The sequence below is a fragment of the Mariniflexile fucanivorans genome, assembly GCF_004341235.1.
Lineage (GTDB): Bacteria > Bacteroidota > Bacteroidia > Flavobacteriales > Flavobacteriaceae > Mariniflexile > Mariniflexile fucanivorans.
In genome coordinates, this window is record NZ_SLUP01000012.1 from 38,056 (window position 1) to 58,651 (window position 20,596).

Annotated in this window: 22 protein-coding genes and 2 pseudogenes; 16 read left to right on the forward strand and 8 right to left on the reverse strand. The window is 34.0% G+C overall.

From position 1 onward, the window contains the following. The first annotated feature begins 7 nt into the window (after positions 1-7). The 8 genes from EV196_RS18995 to EV196_RS19030 all read left to right on the forward strand — a co-directional run bounded on the left by EV196_RS18995 (position 8) and on the right by EV196_RS19030 (position 5,848). Positions 8-394, forward strand: coding sequence for a metal-sensing transcriptional repressor (locus EV196_RS18995; protein WP_132219367.1), 387 nt, complete (start codon positions 8-10; stop codon positions 392-394). A gap of 67 nt (positions 395-461) precedes the next feature. After that, a complete protein-coding gene (locus tag EV196_RS19000) occupies positions 462-731 on the forward strand; it encodes a thioredoxin family protein (RefSeq protein ID WP_132219368.1) in 270 nt (89 codons plus the stop codon). A 3-nt stretch (positions 732-734) separates the two neighbouring features. After that, on the forward strand, positions 735-1,349 hold the full coding sequence (locus EV196_RS19005) for a mercuric transporter MerT family protein (protein ID WP_132219369.1): 615 nt from the start codon (positions 735-737) through the stop codon (positions 1,347-1,349). Beyond that, positions 1,342-2,115 carry a transporter gene (locus tag EV196_RS19010; protein WP_132219370.1) on the forward strand — a complete coding sequence of 258 codons (774 nt, stop codon included), beginning with the start codon at positions 1,342-1,344 and terminating at the stop codon, positions 2,113-2,115. The genes EV196_RS19005 and EV196_RS19010 overlap by 8 nt, the downstream gene beginning before the upstream one ends. A 10-nt stretch (positions 2,116-2,125) precedes the next feature. Continuing rightward, complete coding sequence (locus EV196_RS19015; RefSeq protein ID WP_132219371.1) at positions 2,126-2,482, forward strand: heavy-metal-associated domain-containing protein; 357 nt, start codon at positions 2,126-2,128, stop codon at positions 2,480-2,482. Next, positions 2,472-3,311, forward strand: coding sequence for an NHL repeat-containing protein (locus tag EV196_RS19020; RefSeq protein WP_132219372.1), 840 nt, complete (start codon positions 2,472-2,474; stop codon positions 3,309-3,311). The genes EV196_RS19015 and EV196_RS19020 overlap by 11 nt, the downstream gene beginning before the upstream one ends. A 496-nt stretch (positions 3,312-3,807) precedes the next feature. Next, entirely contained in the window at positions 3,808-4,761 is a 954-nt protein-coding gene (locus EV196_RS19025) for a hypothetical protein (protein WP_132219373.1), read from the forward strand. A 190-nt stretch (positions 4,762-4,951) separates the two neighbouring features. Continuing rightward, positions 4,952-5,848 (forward strand): DUF3179 domain-containing protein, encoded by an 897-nt coding sequence (locus EV196_RS19030; RefSeq protein WP_262711352.1) that lies wholly within the window; start codon positions 4,952-4,954, stop codon positions 5,846-5,848. A 47-nt stretch (positions 5,849-5,895) separates the two neighbouring features. Here EV196_RS19030 and EV196_RS19035 read toward each other — a convergent pair. The 6 genes and pseudogenes from EV196_RS19035 to EV196_RS19060 all read right to left on the reverse strand — a co-directional run bounded on the left by EV196_RS19035 (position 5,896) and on the right by EV196_RS19060 (position 13,240). Beyond that, positions 5,896-6,779, reverse strand: a pseudogene (locus tag EV196_RS19035) (IS1595 family transposase). Positions 6,780-7,000: 221 nt separating this feature from the next. After that, positions 7,001-7,438: a DUF6789 family protein gene (locus tag EV196_RS19040; protein WP_132219375.1), complete on the reverse strand. Its 438-nt coding sequence runs from the start codon at positions 7,436-7,438 to the stop codon at positions 7,001-7,003. An 82-nt stretch (positions 7,439-7,520) separates the two neighbouring features. Beyond that, positions 7,521-8,486 carry a nucleoside hydrolase gene (locus EV196_RS19045; protein ID WP_132219376.1) on the reverse strand — a complete coding sequence of 322 codons (966 nt, stop codon included), beginning with the start codon at positions 8,484-8,486 and terminating at the stop codon, positions 7,521-7,523. Positions 8,487-8,492: 6 nt separating this feature from the next. Further along, on the reverse strand, positions 8,493-9,482 hold the full coding sequence (locus EV196_RS19050) for a phosphotransferase (RefSeq protein WP_132219377.1): 990 nt from the start codon (positions 9,480-9,482) through the stop codon (positions 8,493-8,495). A 34-nt stretch (positions 9,483-9,516) separates the two neighbouring features. Next, a complete protein-coding gene (locus EV196_RS19055) occupies positions 9,517-12,495 on the reverse strand; it encodes a TonB-dependent receptor domain-containing protein (protein WP_132219378.1) in 2,979 nt (992 codons plus the stop codon). A 34-nt stretch (positions 12,496-12,529) separates the two neighbouring features. Then, positions 12,530-13,240 (reverse strand): DUF2064 domain-containing protein, encoded by a 711-nt coding sequence (locus tag EV196_RS19060; protein WP_132219379.1) that lies wholly within the window; start codon positions 13,238-13,240, stop codon positions 12,530-12,532. A gap of 266 nt (positions 13,241-13,506) precedes the next feature. On the opposite strand from EV196_RS19060, the gene EV196_RS19065 reads away from it, so the two are divergent. Together EV196_RS19065 and EV196_RS19070 are read left to right on the forward strand one after the other, a co-directional pair. Continuing rightward, positions 13,507-13,947, forward strand: coding sequence for a thioredoxin family protein (locus tag EV196_RS19065; RefSeq protein WP_132219380.1), 441 nt, complete (start codon positions 13,507-13,509; stop codon positions 13,945-13,947). 34 nt (positions 13,948-13,981) lie between these two features. Continuing rightward, positions 13,982-14,557 (forward strand): hypothetical protein, encoded by a 576-nt coding sequence (locus tag EV196_RS19070; protein ID WP_132219381.1) that lies wholly within the window; start codon positions 13,982-13,984, stop codon positions 14,555-14,557. Positions 14,558-15,028: 471 nt separating this feature from the next. Here EV196_RS19070 and EV196_RS19075 read toward each other — a convergent pair whose 3' ends face one another. Together EV196_RS19075 and EV196_RS19080 are read right to left on the reverse strand one after the other, a co-directional pair. Then, positions 15,029-16,663, reverse strand: a complete 1,635-nt coding sequence (locus EV196_RS19075; RefSeq protein ID WP_132219382.1) for a recombinase family protein — start codon at positions 16,661-16,663, stop codon at positions 15,029-15,031. A 305-nt stretch (positions 16,664-16,968) separates the two neighbouring features. Continuing rightward, positions 16,969-17,253, reverse strand: a complete 285-nt coding sequence (locus EV196_RS19080) for a hypothetical protein (RefSeq protein ID WP_132219383.1) — start codon at positions 17,251-17,253, stop codon at positions 16,969-16,971. 1,309 nt (positions 17,254-18,562) lie between these two features. On the opposite strand from EV196_RS19080, the gene EV196_RS19085 reads away from it, so the two are divergent. The 6 genes and pseudogenes from EV196_RS19085 to EV196_RS20175 all read left to right on the forward strand — a co-directional run. After that, positions 18,563-18,859 (forward strand): helix-turn-helix transcriptional regulator, encoded by a 297-nt coding sequence (locus EV196_RS19085; RefSeq protein ID WP_132219384.1) that lies wholly within the window; start codon positions 18,563-18,565, stop codon positions 18,857-18,859. A gap of 106 nt (positions 18,860-18,965) precedes the next feature. Further along, on the forward strand, positions 18,966-19,307 hold the full coding sequence (locus tag EV196_RS19090) for a plasmid mobilization protein (RefSeq protein ID WP_132217513.1): 342 nt from the start codon (positions 18,966-18,968) through the stop codon (positions 19,305-19,307). Next, the gene (locus EV196_RS19095) at positions 19,304-19,540 is read left to right on the forward strand and encodes a hypothetical protein (RefSeq protein WP_132219385.1); all 237 of its coding nucleotides are present in this window, start codon (positions 19,304-19,306) and stop codon (positions 19,538-19,540) included. The genes EV196_RS19090 and EV196_RS19095 overlap by 4 nt, the downstream gene beginning before the upstream one ends. A gap of 24 nt (positions 19,541-19,564) precedes the next feature. Then, positions 19,565-19,768 (forward strand): relaxase/mobilization nuclease domain-containing protein, encoded by a 204-nt coding sequence (locus EV196_RS20335; protein ID WP_132219386.1) that lies wholly within the window; start codon positions 19,565-19,567, stop codon positions 19,766-19,768. After that, positions 19,728-19,859 carry a hypothetical protein gene (locus tag EV196_RS20270; RefSeq protein ID WP_262711351.1) on the forward strand — a complete coding sequence of 44 codons (132 nt, stop codon included), beginning with the start codon at positions 19,728-19,730 and terminating at the stop codon, positions 19,857-19,859. Before EV196_RS20335 ends, EV196_RS20270 begins: the two co-directional genes overlap by 41 nt. Positions 19,860-19,986: 127 nt before the next feature. Next, positions 19,987-20,196: pseudogene (locus tag EV196_RS20175) on the forward strand (IS5/IS1182 family transposase); the annotation flags it as partial. Between the last annotated feature and the right edge of the window lie 400 nt (positions 20,197-20,596).

Consider the following 20,596-nt stretch of genomic DNA (forward strand, 5'->3'; position numbering starts at 1 on the left):
TGATATTATGAAAAAGGAGTCACATAAACTTCCTTCAGATTTAGTTTTAGATATTAAAACTAGATTAAAAACATTAAGCGGTCAGATTAACGGAATAGTTAAAATGCTTGATGATGGTAAAGACCCGAAGCAAATAAACATTCAATTCAAATCAATCGATAAGGGCATACAAAAAGCCCATTATTTGTTATTGGATGAAGTGTACAGAAAAGCGCTTGCCATAGGAATCGTAAAAGCCTTTGACTCTTGCCCTGGAAATTGCGGAAATGAAGATAAAATAGCCTATTTGAAAGACGAATTTCCGAATATAGAATTATCAGATTTAACCAATAAACTAAAAGAAATTCAAACTATAGAGACCCGACTGAAAGCATACAACGAAAAAAAAGCTTAAAAAGTTTGGTTGCCCCCTCACTTCCGTTCTCATCTTTGTTCTATTATAAATTTAAACTTAAAATAAGATGAAACGTCAAATCGAGATTTTTACAGCAGGTTGCCCAGTATGCGATCCTTTGGTTCAATTAGTAAAAGAGACAGCAGGAAAGGACTGTGAAATCACACTTCATAATCTGTCCGAGCAATGTGAAAGTAAAATCTGTGTTTCAAAAATGAAGGAATATGGGGTTAAAAGAGTTCCTGCCATTGCCGTTAACGGAAAACTATTGAATTGCTGTACAAACATCGAATTCACAAAAGATGATTTGGTAAATGCAGGAATAGGTAGCTGTTAAGTTATGCCAATAATAAAATTGAACAAAAAAACATCTATGGGAACTGCTGTATGTTCAGCAGTTTCCTTAAAACTGTGCTGCTGGGGTCCGTTATTTTTAACAGGTGTCGCAGGAGTAAGCGGGAGTTCTGTTTATTTCTCTTGGCTTATGGTTTTAAAACCATATTTATTGGCCATAGCTATTTTGTCATTGGGATTTGCTTTTTATCAAGTTTATAAAAAAAAGAAGGTGAATGCCTGTGGTCACTGTGAAATCAAAAAACCATCTTTTTTCAAATCGAAGTTTTATGTTTGGTTAGTTGCCACTTTTGTGGTCGTAATGACCTTGGTCTCTTACTATTCTCAAATATTTCATCCAACAGCCACAAAAGGGATTGTTGCAACAAACAATACACATATTCAATCTGTAAAGTTGAATGTTGAAGGGATGGTATGCTCTGGTTGTGAAGATAATATCAATCATTCCGTGAACAAATTGGACGGAATTTTAGGAATTAAGACTTCTCACATCAAAGGAACTTCTGAAATAAAATTTGATACGACTAAAACGACTGTCAGTGAAATAGAAAAAGTGATAAAATCAAAAGGATACATAATTAAAAATAATACAAATGAATAGATTGATTATATTAACAATAAGTGTTTTTTCTGCCTTAAATGTCTTTGCCCAAGGACCACCAATTTTTACAGAAACACCAATTTTACTGGGTTTAGATGGCGGAGGAATGAGAACTTTTGCCAGGTTTATAGTAAAAGAAAATGCTACAGTTTACGTTCAACCTCTAGCGATACCTTATAATTTAGGAAGCAAAACTCAAATAGGAATTGTAGGAAGATTTGTAAATATTAATCCAAACAATTTTGAGTCTGTTTCTGGCTTTGGCGACCTTACTTTGTTCCTCAAACAACAGCTTTATCAAAAAGATGGAAAAGGCAAGACATTTAGAATTATCGCAAAATTAGACCAAGTATTTCCCACAGGAAAAACAAATAGTATGCCATCCATTGGAAGTGATTCTTGGCAATCACAATTAAGTTTAGTAACTGGTTATGTAACCTTAAAATATGGCATTTACGGTCAGGTTGGTTATAATATAACGTCAAATGGATTGCCAGATAATTTGATTTACAATGCTGCTTTTGTGTATCCGCTTTTGCCGCAAAAATATCCACCAAATCAATTGAACTTGAATATTGGAATAAATGGAAATTTTTTTACTGATGTAAATAGTAATACTATTTTGGCTTCGGGTGGAATACAATGGATTACCAGTAAAACAGCTTTGTTTGAAGCTGGTTTACAAATCCCAATAGTTGAAGAAGTACCAGAAGCTCAAAAAACAAACTATGTACTAACTTTTGGTACACGAATATTAATTTTTTAAAACCTTTATTATGAGAATTTTATTAAAAACAGGAATAATTACGCTACTTACATTTGCAACTTTTATATTATCTACTACAAATGTAAATGCACAAACTAAAAGCGAAACAGACAAGACCTATATTAAAATCGAAGTTGATGGACTTTCCTGTCCTTTTTGTGCCTATGGTTTAGAAAAGAAACTTAAACAAGCAGGATCCAAAGATGTGCTCATAAATTTAGAAGAAGGAGAAGCAACGATGAGTGTTCCAAAAGATCAGCAACCAACAGAAGAAGAATTACGAAAAATCGTTAAAGTCGCTGGATTTACCCCGAAAGAAATAACCTTTTCTAAAACACCATTTAAAATAAAACAAGATGAAAAATAAGGTTGTATTCGTACTAATAGCAGCTTTTTTAGGAACGTTGTTTCTTTTCTCTTGTAGAGGAGAGCAAGAGAAAAAAACAGAAATTAATTCGCAGTGGAAATTTGTAAAAAATATTGATTTAAATAACGTTAATCCTATAGGAATTGTAGCACAGGAAAATTTCTTGTGGCTTTCAGATGTGACCAATAACCGTATTGTGAAAATTGACCTTGACGGAAAAATTATTGAATCGTTTGATGGTTTTAAACGTCCAATGCATATGGCGATTCAAAAAGATAAAATCTATATTCCCGAATACACATCAGACAGCTTAAAAATTCTTGAAGATGGAAAGGTTTCAACCTATAAATTAAAAGAAAAACCAGATGCTATTGCTGGTGTTAGCATTGATGGAAATACTGTTGCTGTTGCTGACTTTTATAATAATCGAATCATTTTACAACAAGACAATAAAGTAACAATTATTGGCAAAGAAGGACACAATGATGGCGAACTATATTACCCAACAGATGTTGCTATAAAAAATGATTTAATTTACGTCGCTGATGCCTATAACAATCGTGTGCAAGTATTTGATTTTAGTGGAAAATATGTTAGAATGATTGGTTGGAATGAAGGAGTAAAGGTAGCCGCAGGACTAAAAGTCACTGACAGCCAAGTTATTGTAGCCGACTTTGATGGAAATAGAATTTTAGTGTATAACCTTTATGGTAAATTATTACAAACCCTTAACGGTAAGTTTAACCAACCAACAGATATTGAAATTGTAAGCAATAAAATGTATGTGGTAAATTATAAAGGAAAGTCATTAGCTGTTTATCAAAAATAATGTTTTTTCTATTTATTGGAGGGTATGCCAATCATTTTTAAATACAATCGGCAGCACTATTTTTAATAATCCCTGAGCAGGTAATGCCTCTTAAGGGTTATTTTTTAAAACGCCCTCATAAAATTTTGGTAAAAAATAGGAGAAAAGAGCGTCCTTATTTTAGACTATACAAATGCAATTATCTAGTAGGTGATTGTAATATGATACAACATTTTATCAAAATCTTGCTTCAAATCATATTTAGCTAAAAATTTACTTTGTACATTTTATTAACACCAAATAGGTTAAAATATAGCGAATGAGCCGTTAATTGTTTCATCAAATAAACTTCTGAAAACCTGTTCTTTTTTAGCCAATTATTCTTGAATCTAACATGAGAGATAACGATCATTGGTATTCTTAACTCAAATGTTAAAAAAATATTTGACTGTCAGGATTTCTGAATGTAACGTCTGTTTAGAAAATTACGTAATCAGGCAATCTAATAGAAATCTAAATGAAAGCACTCCTTTTTCTCTTTTTTATATTTACCCTGAATGCGTTTTCTCAAACCTGTTGCTCAGGAGGTGTACCATTATCAAACAACCTAGGATTGCCAAATGAAGGAAAAGGTGTATTTGTAATGGGTTTAAATTATGACTATAACAACCTAAATACATTAAATGCAGGATCGGAGAAATTAAACGATAACTCCCGGAAACGGATAACAAATTCTATATTGCTAAATTTTGGATATTCTTTCACAGATAGGGTGTCCGTTGAGATGCTTTTTTCCTGGGTAAATCAAACTAGAACTATTACTCAATTCGGGAATGAAAATTTTACAGGGACATCAGGGATTGGCGATGCTGTTTTTTTGGTTAAATACACTGTCCCCGATGTATTGGGTAAAAGAACCATTTTGAATATTGGAGTAGGAACTAAAGTCCCTTTAGGAAAATCCGATATACGTAGTGATCAAGGCATTCAACTTACTGCAGATTTGCAGCCAGGCAGTGGTGCTTGGGATGGGTTGGGGTGGTTATCTGTATCCAAAGGATTGGATTTCAGACCTTCGGCAACGGTATCTGCTACTGCCACATATAGATATACTGGTGTAAATAGCTCTTATTTAAACAATGCGGCAACATATGAATTTGGAAATGAAATACAAACAAATTTAGGGTACACAGATCAGTTCTTTATGTTTAATACGCTATTCAATTCAGGATTGATTTTTAAGTACCGTAAAGCATTTGAAGATAAAATAGATAATACAGGCATTCCAAATACAGGAGGGGAATGGGTTTTTATTCGTCCAGAACTAAGCGTGCAAATAGCTCCTCAAATGAACATGGTTTCAAGAGTTGAGTTGCCATTATACAGTAACGTAGTAGGTACTCAGCTCACACCAACCGTTAGATTTACTATTGGAATTATGGTTAAGTTGAAACCAAAACAAACATTTTAAATATAACACCATGAAAAGGAAAATTATGACACTCGTTTGTGCCGGATTACTAATCTCATGTAGTCCTTCAAGCACCCAAGAATCTAGTCAACCCTAAGGAAACAATACGAATACAGGAACTGGTTCATAATCAGCAACATGGAGTATTCCTAAATCTGAAGTTTTAGACGGAGGTCCAGGAAAGGACGGCATACCAGCTTTAGTAAACCCAAAGTTTAACACTGCACAAAATACAGATTATTTGTTGGATGCCGATTTAGTTATCGGGTTTAAGCAAGGTGATGACGTTAGGGCGTATCCTCATGTTATTTTGGATTGGCATGAGATTGTTAACGATAATATAGGAACTGTTTCGGTTGCTGTTACTTATTGCCCACTTACAGGTACTGGTATTGGATGGAATAGAGTTATAAAAGGGAAGGAAACCACCTTTGGTGTATCAGGATTATTGTATAATACCAATTTAATTCCTTACGATAGAGAAACAAATAGCAATTGGTCTCAAATTTTAAGTGAATGTGTTAATGGGCCATTGTTGAGCCAAAAGGCCAATTTGATAAAATTGTTTGAAACCAACTGGAAAACTTGGAAGACGATATATCCAAATTCTAAGGTGTTGAGTACCAATACTGGTTTTTCAAGAACCTATGGCAGATCACCTTACGGGGACTATAATACAAATAATGATTTCTTTTTGTTTCCGGTTCCAAAAGACATAAGGTTGCCGTCAAAAGAGAGAGTACTTGCCATTGTAGATGGTAGTGATGCAAAGGTGTACAGATTTGAAAATTTCACATCGAACAATATAATTAAAGATTCATTTAAAGGTAAAAATTATATACTAGTAGGAAACCAAAATTTCATTCTTCCTTTTGAATTAGAGAGTAATACAGTTGAATTACAATTTGAATATGTTTATTCAGGAACTGAAGTGGTATTAAAAGACAATGAAGGTACAGAATGGAATATATTTGGAGAAGCTATATCTGGGCCAAGAACAGGTCAATTTTTGAAATCTGCTCCTGCATTTATGGCATTTTGGTTTTCAATACCTGCATTTTATATTACCGATATTTACAGTAATTAAAAAATTAATAAACAACGCAATTTATAAAATGTATTAGAGGTCAGTAGTTAGCTGCATATAATTTGTTTTTGATGAATTTTATCCGCTTTGACCATTTTGGTTATTAAGTTATTGAATATTGTTGCTTTATTTTGAGAACGGTTTATCCTGAAACAGAATTCATTAAAATATCTATTGATGTTAAAATCGCTTACCCAAGAATAAGTTGTTCTTATCCACGATTTAATCTGATGGATCATGGTGTGCAAAGCTTTAAAATTCAATCCTTTATTACTTTCAATCTGGTTGATATTGTAAGCTTTGGCAATAGGTCTGTACCCTTTCCATTTATCAGTGGTCACATTTGCATCACGGCTTATGTGCTTTATAAACATGTACTGTAAAGACCTTGCTGAGAAATCTTCAATTTTCATTGCATACATACGCTTTACTTTACCTTCCTTGGTAAGCTCAACAGCAGTAATGGCTTTCTTTTTGTTGCCTTTATAGCTACGCCCGATTTTCCCTTGTTCTTTGCCTCCCAAAACAAACTCGTCAACATTGACAATGCCATCCATTGGGCTGCTTTCACTAGAGCTCATGGCTTCTCGAACAACAGTCGAGCTGTCTTCTCTGTAATGCCATAGCGAACTCCCATTTGGCTGGCTGACAGGCTTTTTGTGCTTGTCGCCATTTCAAAACAAATGAAAAAAGCAGTTCTGACTCCGAAACGAACACGATGAAATATCGTGTTGGAGGTAGGGGACTCGGTGTCACTGCATGAATTACAGGTTCTTGAAAAATCTTTGCGTATTTGGTAACTGCTATTGCCACATTTACGGCAAGCATAACCACCTTTCCATTTAATTTCTGCCAAATATTCTTTGCAGTTTAAATCCGTTTTGAACTGTTCAGCAAACTCCAGAAGGTTTTGCCCTTTAAAAATATTCATCTTTTTACTAATTTTATTGACCTTCAAGTTATGAAATTATCTACTGACCTCTAAAATGTATTATCTGTAACTGTGAAATTAGTCAAATTTTTTCAAATGAAGATAGTGTGATTATCTATCACCCTTTTTAAAGACTTCTATTCTAAATTCTAAAATAATTTTCTCCTAATTTATGTTTTCTTCAGCATTTAAAAATTTATTATAACAGAAAATGCCCTATCCTATGAATTTAATTTCGTTGCTAAAATAGGTCCTGCGATCAAAGCCACCGTAACCCCAAAAACAATGTGACCTACAACACTGCCCATTATTACCATAACCATGTTTCCTTCTTGTATTGGCATCGGAAAAATAGTCCCCATTATAGCCAACATAATTTGGGCAAATACAAAAGCCGCAATCCCAAAAGTGATTCCTTTGAAATAAATATTATTTATTTTTACCCTGGGTCCAAACAAATAAGAGTAGGATAATGCAAAAATGATTCCTATCATAAAATGCATGCTCCACCCCAAAGTGAGAGATATTCCCAACATACTCGATAACATATCCGGAGGGGATATTTTAGGCATTCCCATCTTGGCACCCAAAACCATAAAAAGGGTCATAACAATTGTACCAATAATTCCAGCAAATACTGCTCTTGTAAATGTATTCATAATTTTTAGTTTTAATTTATTACTAATTTAGTGATATTTAGATATTTGTTTTAAAAATCGTTAAAATATTAACATAAATTACTTATTTCGTCGCACTTAAAGTTTCTAATATCTTCTCTTCAAAACCTTGCAAAGCTCTTCGGGCATATTTTACTTTTTTCTTGGTTTTAAATTTATAGGACACTTCGAGGAAATTTTTATACGGTTTGTCAGGTTGAATTTCTAAAGCATCGTTTTTTTTATAATTTACTTTTATGGGAATGTTTTCATAATAAGTAAAATATTCGGGATGTGTAACAATTCCCAACGTAGAGCAATCAAAAGGAATAAATCCACGAACACCAAAATACTTCTTGTTCAATTCCATCCAAGGTTGCACAATGTCAAATAACCATTTATCGGCTTCATTGGTCATATCCAAACTGGCTAACAAATTAATGTTGTCAATATGTGTGTAAGAACTCGGTTCATAACCTGCAAATTCTAACGGAATAGGTGAATTCAACAAGACATTCATTGACGCTTCATCAAACTCATAATTATAGTCAAACACATTTAGTTTTCCGTTACCAGGATTAAATGGCAAATCGGGTGTTCTGGCAGCACAAATGGCCACTCGTTCTATTTGCGGAATAATATCAGGATGATTTTTTACCAAAGTCGCTATATTGGTCATTGGTCCAAGTGCCAAAATGGTCAGTTTTTCTTTTTTTAAAGCTTTATACATAGCTCTGGTTGCATCATTTTCTGTGCCCAAATCATCGGCATTTGGAGAACCCTTATATATAGGAATAGTTTCTCCCTTATTGTGCCAATTCAGAATTTTTTGAATAACACCATATCCGTAATCTACATAAGTAATATTGCTGATGCCTACAATTTCAATTTGTGGTTGCTTGAGTGCCATTATCAATGTAATGCCATCGTCTACTTCACGGGCTTCTTTGTCTGGCATTCCTATCATAATGTCGGTATCAAACCATACTTTGGTTTGTGCTTGTATTTGACTTACAAATGATAAAGACAAAAGGAATAATTTAAGTTTCATTTTCAATTATTTTAAAATTAAAGTCCTTGCAAACTTCAACAATTGTTTTTTTGTTTTCAAATCCATTTTCAGCGGTAATTGGGCCAATCCAATCAAGCGTCTCATAATTTCAACTCCTGTAAATCCATCCATGATATCTAAATTCAATTCAGGATAATCTTCATATTCAGTAACTACAATCGAATGTAAAGTTGCATCTTGTTGTGTTAAATATAAGTGTGCCGTTAAAATGCCCAGATCAAATTCTCTCGAACCGTAATAACAAAATTCCGGATCGATAATTTTTATGCCATCAGCTGTTTTTAACCAACTTCCAGGATAAAAATCACCATGCAACAAATACTTTCCTCTCGATAGATAAAGTGCTCCTAAAACCGAAATCTGTTGTTTTAAACGGACATCTTTTTTATATGGCAAAGCCAGTTCCTGCAAACCCTCTTGAACCGTATTCAAATCAAAACCATTATCTCCTAAAAACGGATAATGAAAAATATGTTCGTGGTTAAGCTTTCGCAATTCCAGATTTGCCAATTCATTATCAATAATTATTTTTTGAAAAGATGCGTGTAAACCGTTCAAATACGCAATTAATTGAATAAGTTCCTCCGGTTTTAATTGATATTTTAAATCATACAAAACCGTAAAATCATTGGCTTTACTTAAATCTTCTAATGCGATGACATTATTTTCAACATCAATTCCAATCAAATTTGGCATATAATGTTGAACTGTTTTTTTACTCGAAATCTTTTCGTAAAAAGCACCTTCAGTAATCACACGTTTTTCTGGAGCAGCCACTTGTGGATATTTTTCAACATAAGCCCGTGATTGTTTTAAAATGAAAGTTCTCGTTCCAGTATCCACACGCAACACATAATTCATATTGCCTTCACCCGGTTTTGTTAACGAAAGTATCGTTTCTTCAGCACCAAGCCATTGTTGTTTTTGTAAATAAGTAGCCAATTCCTTTGGCTCACTTGCATTGAGTATAAACATTTTTCTTATTTTTTTTGCAGTTTCATAAAATATTTTAAAACAAATATCTCACACTAAATTGAAACTGTCTTGGGGGTGATGCATTGCGCTGTGTAAATAAACCACTCGCTTTTGAACCGCCTTGAATTTGGTTACTCTGTGTTGCATTATTGCTATAACCACTCAAGTTTTCAGCATTGAAAACATTAAAAATATCGGCTCTAAATTCCAATTTATTGTTTCCTGAAATCTTCAATTGGTGTTGCAAACCAATATCAAAAGTAGTACTCCAAGGCAAACGGTCGTTGTTTCTGCTTTCGCCAGGATAGCGGTCGCTATTGCCTACATAAGCATCACCAAAACCGGAACCATCACCATTCAAATCGGTAGTACCAAAACCAAGTGGAATCCTGTTTATAGGTTGCCCACTTTGCAACAATCCCGCCAACGTAATCGTAGTTCCTGCAAATGGATAATAACTGTAAATGCCATTGATATTGTGCGTTCTATCATTAATGGAATAACCCCATTCGTTGCCGTAATTATTCCCATCCATTGCTCTAAAGTTGATATCTTCTGTATCATTTTTCAAGGAGGACAAGGTATAATTTAATCTGTACGAATAATTATCGTTTCCTTTTGCTTTTTGATAATTTAAACTCAAAGCATAATATCTTGATTTCCCTTTAGTTTCAGTCATCACAACATTTCTGGCAACACCAGTTACAGTTTGTCCTTCAATAATTGCACTCCCGTTTGCGATTGGTATTGGTCGAGTGGCATCTGCTTCGTCTGTTGTTCTAATAATAACGTTGTTTGGGTCAATATTATATTCAGCAGCAGCATTCAAATTTCGCAAACGGAATAAATTTTCACCTCTAATATGAACCAAATCTACATAAAACAATTTGTTTTCATCAGCTTGAAGTTGATAACCCAACATAAATTGATGAGAATACGGATTGTCATAACCATTCGGGTTTAATATTCTTCTTTCGTTGGAAAAAGCGCCTTCACGTTGATCTTGTAATACATCTCCTGATGGTCCTTGCAAATAAGGAATATCCGATAAATTAGCCGAAATATTTCCGTTAAAGGTAATGGCATCAAGATTCGTATGGGCAGGCAAAATCCCCAAATTGATAAATTCCTGCAATTGAGTTCTATAATCTGCCGATTTGGTGTTTTGTTGCAAAGCATCACTGTAAACGGCATAATTAATTTTATCATAAGCAATGCCATATCCACCTCGAATACTGCTGTTATTCGTTAGTTTGTAATTGAAATTAAAACGTGGGGCTAAGTTGTTATAATCACCTTTGTTACTACCACCTTTTGATAAATTATCATAATCATATCGCAAACCCAACGTAATATTTAGTTTATCATTCACCGACCATAAATCTTCTATATAAGCTGAATAAATATCTTGATGGGTACCAAAAGATGCTGGACGCAACTCCACATTATAATTTTCAATGATAGCATCAGCCGGTATGTCGTTGATGTCTAAAGCACTGCCAACACCACTAGCCTTAATGGCATCTATTTGGGATTGACTTAATTTAACCGTGTAATTTCCGTTTGGATTGCCACCACCGAACAATTCATGACTTCCTCTTATATAATTAAACCCAGCTTTAAGAGTATGATTGGCTAAATAGTATTTGAATTTTTGTTGCACTTGCACCGTATTTTCAACAGCTTTAAACAAATAACCTGGATGACCTAAAATAGCTAATGTTTCATCATTGGTACCTAAAACAACCACTTGAGAAGAATTTGACTGTAATGAATTGGCATAATCCCAGTTAAAACGACTGTATTGAACATTGGTTTCGCCACTTATTTTTCCAAAATTATAAGAGTTTTTCAAAGCCAATAAAACACTATTTCTTTTTTGCGTACTAGCCGAAGACGGAAAGGCAGCTCCACCATCTAATCCACCACCTTGACGTTCAATATTAATTAAACCAACATTAGCTCGAAACGAACTTCTAAAATTTTTATTCCAATTTTGGTCTATTTTAGAAGAGAAATAATTAAAGGTGTTATTGCCTCTAACGGTTTCAGTAATGCCAAAAGCGGGAACATTCAATAAATTGTCTTTTACATCGGTAGTATGTTCAAAATTGAAATAATAAAAAGTCTTATCTTTTACAAAAGCGCCACCAATACCAGCACCAGCTTGATAACGGGCAAAACCATCTTTTACTTGATTCCCAGATAAATCGCGTTGTGCAAACGGAGAGCTACCATCAATTGATGGCCCAGGTCTTGTAATAAAAAAGGCTTCACCAGTCGTTTTATTGGATCCTGAACGGGGCGTGATATCAACAACTCCACTTCCTGTCAGTCCATATTCTGCCGAAAAATTACTGGTCAATACCGTAATATCTTTTACAAAACCAGATGGAATCTCGAATTTTTGTCCGCCAAGAAACCGTTCGTTGTTGTCCATGCCGTCAATTAAATAAGAAGTAAAAAGGCCGTTAACGCCATTAATACTTACATTGGGAGCTTCAGGATAAAAACCTGTGGCTTGCGTAACATTGGGTAAACGATACAAAACTCTGGTAATATCACGACCCTCGACAGGAATTTCCTGAATTTCGGTAGCTCTCAATTCCGAAGACACTTCGGCATCACGACGATTGATTTTTGTGGTTGAATTGGCAGAAATAACAACTTCTTGTAATTGTTGGGGTGTGTTTTTTTGTAGAACCAAAATCACATTTGGGTTTTGATTAGAACGGACACTTAAAATATCTGAATTTTTGGCCGCATAATCAGTTGTTTCTTCAAACAAAACCTGATAACCATCAAGAGCAGGAATGTTTCTAAAAATTGCTTTTCCTTGCACATTAGTTGATTGTTCAATTGATATATTTCGAGATGAGTTTAATAATTGTATCGTAAGATTTGAAATTGGTTTTTGAGTTTCAAAATCAATAACAGAGACCGTAAGGTCTTGTTGGGCACTTGCTATAGTTGAAACACATAGCAACAAAGCCCAAAATAAAAATTGCTTCATTGGATATAATAATTAGTTTTAAAAAAAATGTAATCTAAACAAGAATTTGGACAGAAAAAGGAGAACCTTTGTTGAAATTAAAAAAATACTTTTCATAAGAAACAAAAGTAGTTTCACAATGATGAATAAAGAATTTATCTTGAAGTAGTGAAAAAATTAGATGTCTAAAAGGATTAGAATAAGACAATCTATGGATTACTTTTTTAAAATCGGGAGTCGAATTGCAATCATTCAAACCGGGTAGAAAAGCAGTATTATGGTTGCAATAAAGTTCTTTTAATTCATTAAAAACAGTACAAGTTTGCCACGAAATAGCGGCAAATTTTTCAATATCAAAACTTGATTTTGAAACTCCAATTAAATAAGCTCCTCCATTAAAATCAGGACCAAAAATAACATCATTTGTTTTTAGCTTATTACTTGCTTCAAGTAAATACTTTGATTGCAGTTCAATACAATCATTACCAATAACAATAACGTTATCAAAACCTTTGTAAATGACTTTCTGTATAGCAAATGATATTTTTTGACCAAAAGTGTTACCAATTTGGTTGGTTTCATCAGAAATAAAATAGGGAAGCTTTGTTTTTTGGATGGTTTTTAAAACACGTTCATTCATGTTTTTCCATAACAAAACCTTTTGCTTTTTTTGGCAAGCAATTGGTTTTGAAACACTCTGTGCATTTTCGTTTAGTGCGAAAAGGAGTATAGCGGTAGTTTTGAAATAGTTATTTGTATACTTCATTGCGATGATAGACGGAAAAATTTATAATCCTGACAAACAATTTCAGTTTTAAATGCAAATTTTGATTTAAACTTGTCAGGGAATCAGTTTCACTGCGTCTATATTTTAAAAATGGAATATTTTAAACCAAAAAAAACCAAGAACTCGACAATGATTAAACTTAAAAACCAAGCAGCAGGACAGCAAACTATCTTCAGTAAAGGGACAGATTTGGGATATTTACCAACTTTTTTTTAAAAACTGACATAATTATAAAATATCTTACCATGAAAACAGTATTATTTTTAGGATTAATGTTTTTTGTAGCTGTAGGATTGTACAGCTTTAAAGAACCTAAAACAGGCGAAGGGCATGATGCAAAGGGTATTCAATTTTTTGAAGGCACTTTTAAAGAGGCTTTGTTAAAAGCTAAAGATTTAAATAAACCCATTTTTTTAGATGTGTATGCTAAGTGGTGTGGACCCTGTAAATTATTAAAGAGAACAACTTTTAAAGATGAAGAGGCAGGTGCATATTTTAATGCCAATTTTATAAATATTGCTATCGATGGTGAAACTAAGGAAGGAAATGAATTAATGAAGAAATATAATATTCGTGCTTATCCGTCATTATTTATAATAGATATTAATGGTGAGATAAAAACCCGAGAAACAGGATATCTTAAACCTAAAATTTTAATCAATTTTGGAAAACGTATAATTCCTTAATAGTTAATAATTTTTAATTTAAACCTCCAATTAAATGAATTTTAAGCACACATTACATATTGCAATTCTTTTAGTTTCAATTCAATTGTTTTCACAATCAGATGAAAGTAATATTAAGAGAAAAATAGAAATAGGAACCGAATTACAATTATACCCAGTTGGTTATATGCCCATGATAACTTCTAATATTTTCATAAAGGAAGATTGGGCACTTCGATTTAGGCTAGGAGGTAATTTTGCTAATCGTGAAGATTTTAGTGGGTTTAATGATGATGAAGTTGCTAAGGGATTTGGAGGAAGTTTTGGTATAGTGAAATACCTTCCATATTGGAAAGGCAACTTTGTTTTTGGAGCTTCTTTAGATGCTTGGAATATGTGGACAAAATGGAAGGATGGTATAAACACACCATTTCCAACATCTGGAACTACTTATAATTTAGTCATACAACCTTGGGTAAATGCGGGCTATTTATATAATCTATCAAATCAATGGAATACAGGAATTTCATTGGGATTCGGAAGAGAAATAAATGTCATAACTCGCGGAGAGAATGTAGGGGAAGGTTGGATGGGAATTGCAACATTTTCATTGAATTATGTGTTAAATTAGCTCCTAATATTCTATTTTTAAAGATATCTTTTTTATATGTTTTTTACTTTAAAGTTGTTTAAATATATAGTAAAAACTTTATGAGTCTGGTTATGTTACATTTAAATTAGAAAAGACTAAGCATTTATGTTTAGCTTCAAAAACGAGTTCAAAGCTCATACTTTAAGATACAGGCAATTATCTATATCCATATTATAACAGTAAGATAGTAAATTATTCCATGAGTAATCTATTGGGATTTATGTGTACATATTTCTGTTATAATAGTAGAACTATTTCCCAACAAAAGTGAATATGAATAATATCAGTTGAAGTCAATATCAAGAAATCATACTAAGAATATATCTTAAGTTTTGATGTTTTTTAACCTTATTTGTTCATTAAAATTTTGTATATTTATTTCAGATTGAAGGACAATTTTAAGTAAACTAATTCAATTAAAAAGGTAGTTATTGTAACACCTTACATTAATTAACATCGCAAAACCCTTATAAACATTAAGAATTGTGGGACTGGTTTGAATCCAGTCGAGGTCACTAAAGGGGATTTTCTGCAAATTGCGTGGGAAGTCCCCTTTTTTATATCGTCCGAACCCCTTGAAAATAAACAGATTGCACCGAAAATTTCATTGACCCTGAAAGTTCGAACCACCTTGTTTTTGAAGTCGTACCCAATTCCGTCGGGGAACACCATATATTGTATGGCCCTTTTGGTTTTCAGATCGCCTAACTCCCACAACAAAGGTAGGTTACAGGCAAAATCAAGTGCGATTTTTATGGATTTTTTAAGGTTCGAACTATTTATTCCCCCATTTCCCAGTTTTTTCTCCAATTCTCTTTTTTCGGTTTTAAGTTCCGGCATAAAAAGGTCGTACTGAGGTTTTGTGATTTCGTTCAGCACAACGAACCTTCTTTCCAATGTATCTATCCGTTCTTGGAGCTGGTCAAGTTCTTTGGCCGATCGCTTTTGGTCGTTAAGTGCCTCTTGGTTTTTATCAATTAAGGTGCCGTGTATGATATCGGTCAAGGGTGCGATATATTTTTTATCGGCTATTGCAAACCTGCCCAATACATTTAAAAATTCTTCATGGAGCTTTTTGGCACTTCTGTTTTCTTTGCTGCCCTTACGCCTGTTCTTGTAATAATACAGGCCTTTTTTCTTTACGACATATCCAGTGTAGGGTGTTCCGCAAACCGAAGATCTGATAAACATTTTCAATGGCAGATTTTCATCATCGAACGAATATTTCTTAGGTGGGTCCCCGGCATGAAGTAAATTATGGATCTTAAGGAAAACTTCTTTCGATATCAGGGCTTCGTGTTTTCCCTGGATTACCTCCCCGGGAATCAGGCCATTGACCATAAGCCCACAATAGAAAGGATTTCTAAAAAGGTCGGTCAATTTTTTTGCTTTTATGTTCAACCCCTTTTCTTTCAGGCGTGCGGCAATTTCAACATGGGACATATTGGCGTTTGCTTTCCATAAAAAGGCTCGCTTTAGCAACCTTCCTTCTTCTGAAATCACGAAATTCGGAATCTTCCCTTTTCCCGGATTTGTATTGGTGTATCCAAATGGGTAGGCTCCCGTCCAGTATCCCCTTCGTAATTTTTCCCGCATTCCCGTAATGGATTTATCCCTTCGGATTTGGTTGTCAAAGTGGGAAAACATGTGGTACAGGTTTTCCTGGAACGTACCGGCACTTGTGGTTACATCAATTTCCTGAGTGGCCGAAATCACGGCCACTCCCTGCTTTTTTAGTTGCCCGCTTATATACGCCCCGTTCGCACCTGTTCTTGAAAATCTGTCGTAGGAATAGACAATGATATAGCCAATGTTCTTTCTCCTTTTGACATAGTCCAGCATCTTTTGGAATTCCTTACGTTCATCGCTCTTTGCCGATTCATAAGTTCCCCCAAAATATTCCATTACTTCCAATTCTTTCTTAAGTGCATACTCTTGGCAATACTTAAGCTGGGTTGTTAGACTGGCATTGTTGTCAAATTGCTCTTTACTGGAAACACGGGTGTAAATAACGGCCGTATTGCTTTTTCCAATAATCCTTCCCTTTTCCTTTTTAGCAAATTGTTCAAATACATCTAAGTTCATGTGCTCCCTTTTTGGACATGGCCGCAAACTATATTGGCGAGTTCTTGAAGTTGTTCTACGGTCTTTTCCGCATCTTCTTCCAAGTAATCCTCAAAACCTTTATAAGTTTTAAGCCATGCGCTGTTGAATATTCTATTTTTCTGCTTTAGCTCAATTATTGAGTTTGACATTTCCCGTAAATATTGGCAGCTCCTTTGTCTTATAGGTCACTACCGTATTTGTAAAAGCAGGCTTTAATTTACCTTTTTTAATTGATTGAATCCCTCTTGGGACTACTATTTTATCACATACTTATGAATTGCTTGTTAACAACTTTTGGTGTTGGGGTTGATTTTTTTCTTGAATATCCTGTTTACACAGACAATCTTGCCATTGCTCTGTTTGATTTCCAAATTTTGATAATCGTGCTGTTTCAAAACGTCAATGATACGTTCTCCAGTATTTATTCTTTCCAAACCTTCAATTGCATCAACCTCCCCATTTTTGATTATTAATTTGATGGATAGGAACCTTTTGTTGCGTATCATCTCCAATACTTGGATTTCAGAGGAAGATAATCCTGTAGATTGTAGCTTATCGATTTTTTTCATAGGTTCTGTTTTTAAGTTGTATCCAAATGGATTTTGGTTGACACAACCCCTGGATTCGGGCGTGCGTCCATCCGTTCAGTAAACCTTATGCGTTTTTAATTTTGTTGAATTTTGGCTTGTTTGACATTTGTCAAACTTACTACCGTTTAAATCTATATAAAGGCTTTGCCGTACATGATGAAGTGTACGTTAAATTGATTGATAGAGGTTAGCGTCATTAACCAAGCGGGGTTCCTGCTTCTGTCATTTGGGGATGTTTAGAGTGTTTATTTGCAAAAGGTGATAAGCATCTTTTTTGGTAGTTTTTATATACCCTTTGTTTTATATATATTAAAATTGAATGCGAACTCTACTGTAAGCCCTGTCATCGATTAGTTGTGTTGCTTGATTATTTGAAGAATAGTTTGGATGCTTTATGGGGCTTCCCCAAGTCTTTTGGCAAGCCTGCTTCATTACGGTTTCAAGTTCCGAAATGACTTCGCTTCGCTCATCATCCCGGATCTTTTACCTCCATTCCACAGACCTGCCCAAGACCGCTCATAAAGACTAAGAGAACTTAGAAAAAAAGTTCCCTTAGACTTTATTCTTCCATGCCGAGCCCCATTAGCATATGGTTGGTTAAGTAAAATTGAAAACAGGTTTGTAAAGAATATTTGATGGGAAAGGATTTATGCTTGAATGAGGGCGTACGAGATTTTCTTCTCAAATTCGAAAATTTTCATTCTCTATTTTGTGCCCCTGATTTTTAAATTTCATTATTCATTCTTGTTTCAGATTAATATTGATCCGCTTCATCCAGCACCCTAACGGGTGCTTTTTTGTGGCTAGGGAGAAAGAAGAAAAAGATGATATTCACTTGGTTTTTAGCTATTTCATCTAATTGTATGTATATATGCACATATATATACATATATAAATATATATGACAGGTAATCATGATTTTTTCCATATTTGCAAAATGGTGGACTAACAGTCTGATTCCTTCTACCCTTATTTTTTTTCTCCCTCTCCATTTGTTTTCACACCCTTTTTTCAAAATAGTTTTAAAGTTAACTTGTCAAAAATTGGAAATACATGAGGACAACGCCCATGGAAAAGCCCGCTACAAAACCACTTTACAATTTTTGGTAAATGACCCCTATACATACTTCCAAGTGCCTGAGGCGGAAACTTCACTTAAAATAACGTTAGAGGACGTAAAACTCTGTTAACCATTTTACCGTACCATACAGCATGTACGTTAAAGCCATTTCATGATGTCAAATGTTGGTAGGTTTGCTATATATCAAACAAACCAAAATCTAACAAAATGAAAAGAATATATGTAATGAACGGTGACGGTACCCAAGAGTACATTCCCATTCACAGTCAAGAGAAGCAAATTTTCAAAATCGGCTCAGAACCATCTACAAATTCTTCAAATTCCAAACCTGAAGATACATTATTGACTATTTCAGACCTTACCGAAAAATTCTCGGTTTCAAGACTAACCATTTATTTCTGGATCAGAAAATATCTTTTAAAAAGAATCTCCATTCAAGGCAGGGTTCTTTTTTACCCTAACGACATAAGAACGCTTATTGACAACAAAAAGTTAGTAGGATAAAAAGCCAAAGTCTGTTGGTAGTCACGAAGCAAGCCATGTTTTTGCAAGCAAAAACTGCTCACTTCGTTCGCAGGTACAATAAGATATTACCTCAAAATTTCCAATTATGGCAAGACCAAAAAAAGATATTCAATCACTAAAGGCGATTCGCATTAATGTTAGAATGACGGTCAATGATTTTTTGATTGTATCGGATAGTGCAAATTGTTTGGGTATCGGAATACCGGAATATATAAGAAGAAAGACAACCGGTAAGGCGATGCCAAGAACGAAAGTCACGCCTCACGATAGACAGTTGTTTGTGGCATTGAGCCGTATCGGGAACAACTTGAACCAATTGACGAAAAAGGCACATTTGGGGATGCACACCCCAAAATTGCTCCAAAAAGAATTGTTAGAGTTGAAAGAAACCATTGACCAGTTAAAGTTAAATATTGTAAATAAATGATAGCGGACCAGATTAAAGGAAAGGACTTTTATGGACTGCTAGCTTACCGCGAAAGGAAGGCAGAAAAAGGAAAGGTTATTTCTAGGATGCAATATTTCATATGGAAAAACCGCTACCATTACGAAGGAATTCAATCTTGTCAGGCAATTAGATCTAAGTCTAAACAAGCGGTATATCATGTTTCATTAAATCTTCCACATGAAGATAATTTAGCGGATAAAGAATTTATATAACAGGGTTGGAACCATCTACAGGGTATGGGGTTTGATGACAACCAATACATTGAACACAGGCATATCGAACAACAGCACCAGCACATCCACATCATCGCGAACAGGGTAAAATTTTCTGGCGATTTAGTCAATAACACTAAAAATTTTAAGCGTAGTGTCCATTTAATAAGGAAATTGGAAAAAAAATATGACTTTACCGAATTGGCAAAATTTTGCATTGAGCAATAAGACATTACCAATAAAGAAAGAATTGGAAAAAGCCATCAGAAAGGGCAGACCGCCAATCAATTTGGATAAGGCGGATGATGACAACCATTAAAAGCGGATAATTTGAACCAGATCATTTACAGATTTAAACTAATGCAATACAATGAGTTATTGATAATTTATCTATGCTTACTTTTTACCGCCGAGGGTGGTATTGTCTTGCCGTTTTTTACAGTTTCAACAAAAGAAATGGTATCACAGATAGAGATGTTTATTTTGACCAATTGCTTTATAATGAACGATATAAAATTGAAAGAACAAATACGTGGATGGACAGTTTTAGGTCGTTGCTCAATAGGTTTGACACAACAATAGATAGCTGGTTAGGCTTTAATTATTTAGCCTTCATAATAATTGCTCTAAATAAATTTAATAAAATAAAAGTTTAAACGACTTCACTATAAAATTAATGTTATGTAGAGATATATTTATGTTTTTTTCATAAGGTAAAAAGTATTCTTTTATTAAATAGAACAAGTGCAAAAGGTATGGTGTTTTCAAACAAAACTCTTTCTAGTTACAACCTTAAAAAACATCACTAAATAAGTAAACGCATCATTTGTTCTATAAGTTGATTAATTTCTACCATTACTTCTTTAAGCCTAAAACTAATTTTGCACTAAATTATATTTTTCAATCAAACTATAGGTATTTATTTTTTTAAAAAAAGATTTGGGTAGTCAATTGAAGTTTATAAAGAAGTAAAAATTATTAATTAAATCATAAAACTTGTGTATTACTTAGGATTAGACATAGGGAGTTCATCAATTAAAGCGGCATTAGTAGAAA

What these genes read in the sequence shown, in the direction of transcription:
- EV196_RS19085 (WP_132219384.1), top strand. Translation starts at nt 18,563, where the DNA reads ATGAAAAGAATATATGTAATGAACGGTGACGGTACCCAAGAGTACATT.
- EV196_RS19005 (WP_132219369.1), top strand. Translation starts at nt 735, where the DNA reads ATGCCAATAATAAAATTGAACAAAAAAACATCTATGGGAACTGCTGTA.
- EV196_RS19010 (WP_132219370.1), top strand. Translation starts at nt 1,342, where the DNA reads ATGAATAGATTGATTATATTAACAATAAGTGTTTTTTCTGCCTTAAAT.
- EV196_RS19080 (WP_132219383.1), bottom strand. Translation starts at nt 17,253, where the DNA reads ATGAAAAAAATCGATAAGCTACAATCTACAGGATTATCTTCCTCTGAA.
- EV196_RS19055 (WP_132219378.1), bottom strand. Translation starts at nt 12,495, where the DNA reads ATGAAGCAATTTTTATTTTGGGCTTTGTTGCTATGTGTTTCAACTATA.
- EV196_RS19000 (WP_132219368.1), top strand. Translation starts at nt 462, where the DNA reads ATGAAACGTCAAATCGAGATTTTTACAGCAGGTTGCCCAGTATGCGAT.
- EV196_RS20335 (WP_132219386.1), top strand. Translation starts at nt 19,565, where the DNA reads ATGGGGTTTGATGACAACCAATACATTGAACACAGGCATATCGAACAA.
- EV196_RS19040 (WP_132219375.1), bottom strand. Translation starts at nt 7,438, where the DNA reads ATGAATACATTTACAAGAGCAGTATTTGCTGGAATTATTGGTACAATT.
- EV196_RS19095 (WP_132219385.1), top strand. Translation starts at nt 19,304, where the DNA reads ATGATAGCGGACCAGATTAAAGGAAAGGACTTTTATGGACTGCTAGCT.
- EV196_RS19020 (WP_132219372.1), top strand. Translation starts at nt 2,472, where the DNA reads ATGAAAAATAAGGTTGTATTCGTACTAATAGCAGCTTTTTTAGGAACG.
- EV196_RS19060 (WP_132219379.1), bottom strand. Translation starts at nt 13,240, where the DNA reads ATGAAGTATACAAATAACTATTTCAAAACTACCGCTATACTCCTTTTC.
- EV196_RS19050 (WP_132219377.1), bottom strand. Translation starts at nt 9,482, where the DNA reads ATGTTTATACTCAATGCAAGTGAGCCAAAGGAATTGGCTACTTATTTA.
- EV196_RS19025 (WP_132219373.1), top strand. Translation starts at nt 3,808, where the DNA reads ATGAAAGCACTCCTTTTTCTCTTTTTTATATTTACCCTGAATGCGTTT.
- EV196_RS19065 (WP_132219380.1), top strand. Translation starts at nt 13,507, where the DNA reads ATGAAAACAGTATTATTTTTAGGATTAATGTTTTTTGTAGCTGTAGGA.
- EV196_RS19070 (WP_132219381.1), top strand. Translation starts at nt 13,982, where the DNA reads ATGAATTTTAAGCACACATTACATATTGCAATTCTTTTAGTTTCAATT.
- EV196_RS19045 (WP_132219376.1), bottom strand. Translation starts at nt 8,486, where the DNA reads ATGAAACTTAAATTATTCCTTTTGTCTTTATCATTTGTAAGTCAAATA.
- EV196_RS19090 (WP_132217513.1), top strand. Translation starts at nt 18,966, where the DNA reads ATGGCAAGACCAAAAAAAGATATTCAATCACTAAAGGCGATTCGCATT.
- EV196_RS19075 (WP_132219382.1), bottom strand. Translation starts at nt 16,663, where the DNA reads ATGAACTTAGATGTATTTGAACAATTTGCTAAAAAGGAAAAGGGAAGG.
- EV196_RS19015 (WP_132219371.1), top strand. Translation starts at nt 2,126, where the DNA reads ATGAGAATTTTATTAAAAACAGGAATAATTACGCTACTTACATTTGCA.
- EV196_RS20270 (WP_262711351.1), top strand. Translation starts at nt 19,728, where the DNA reads ATGACTTTACCGAATTGGCAAAATTTTGCATTGAGCAATAAGACATTA.
- EV196_RS18995 (WP_132219367.1), top strand. Translation starts at nt 8, where the DNA reads ATGAAAAAGGAGTCACATAAACTTCCTTCAGATTTAGTTTTAGATATT.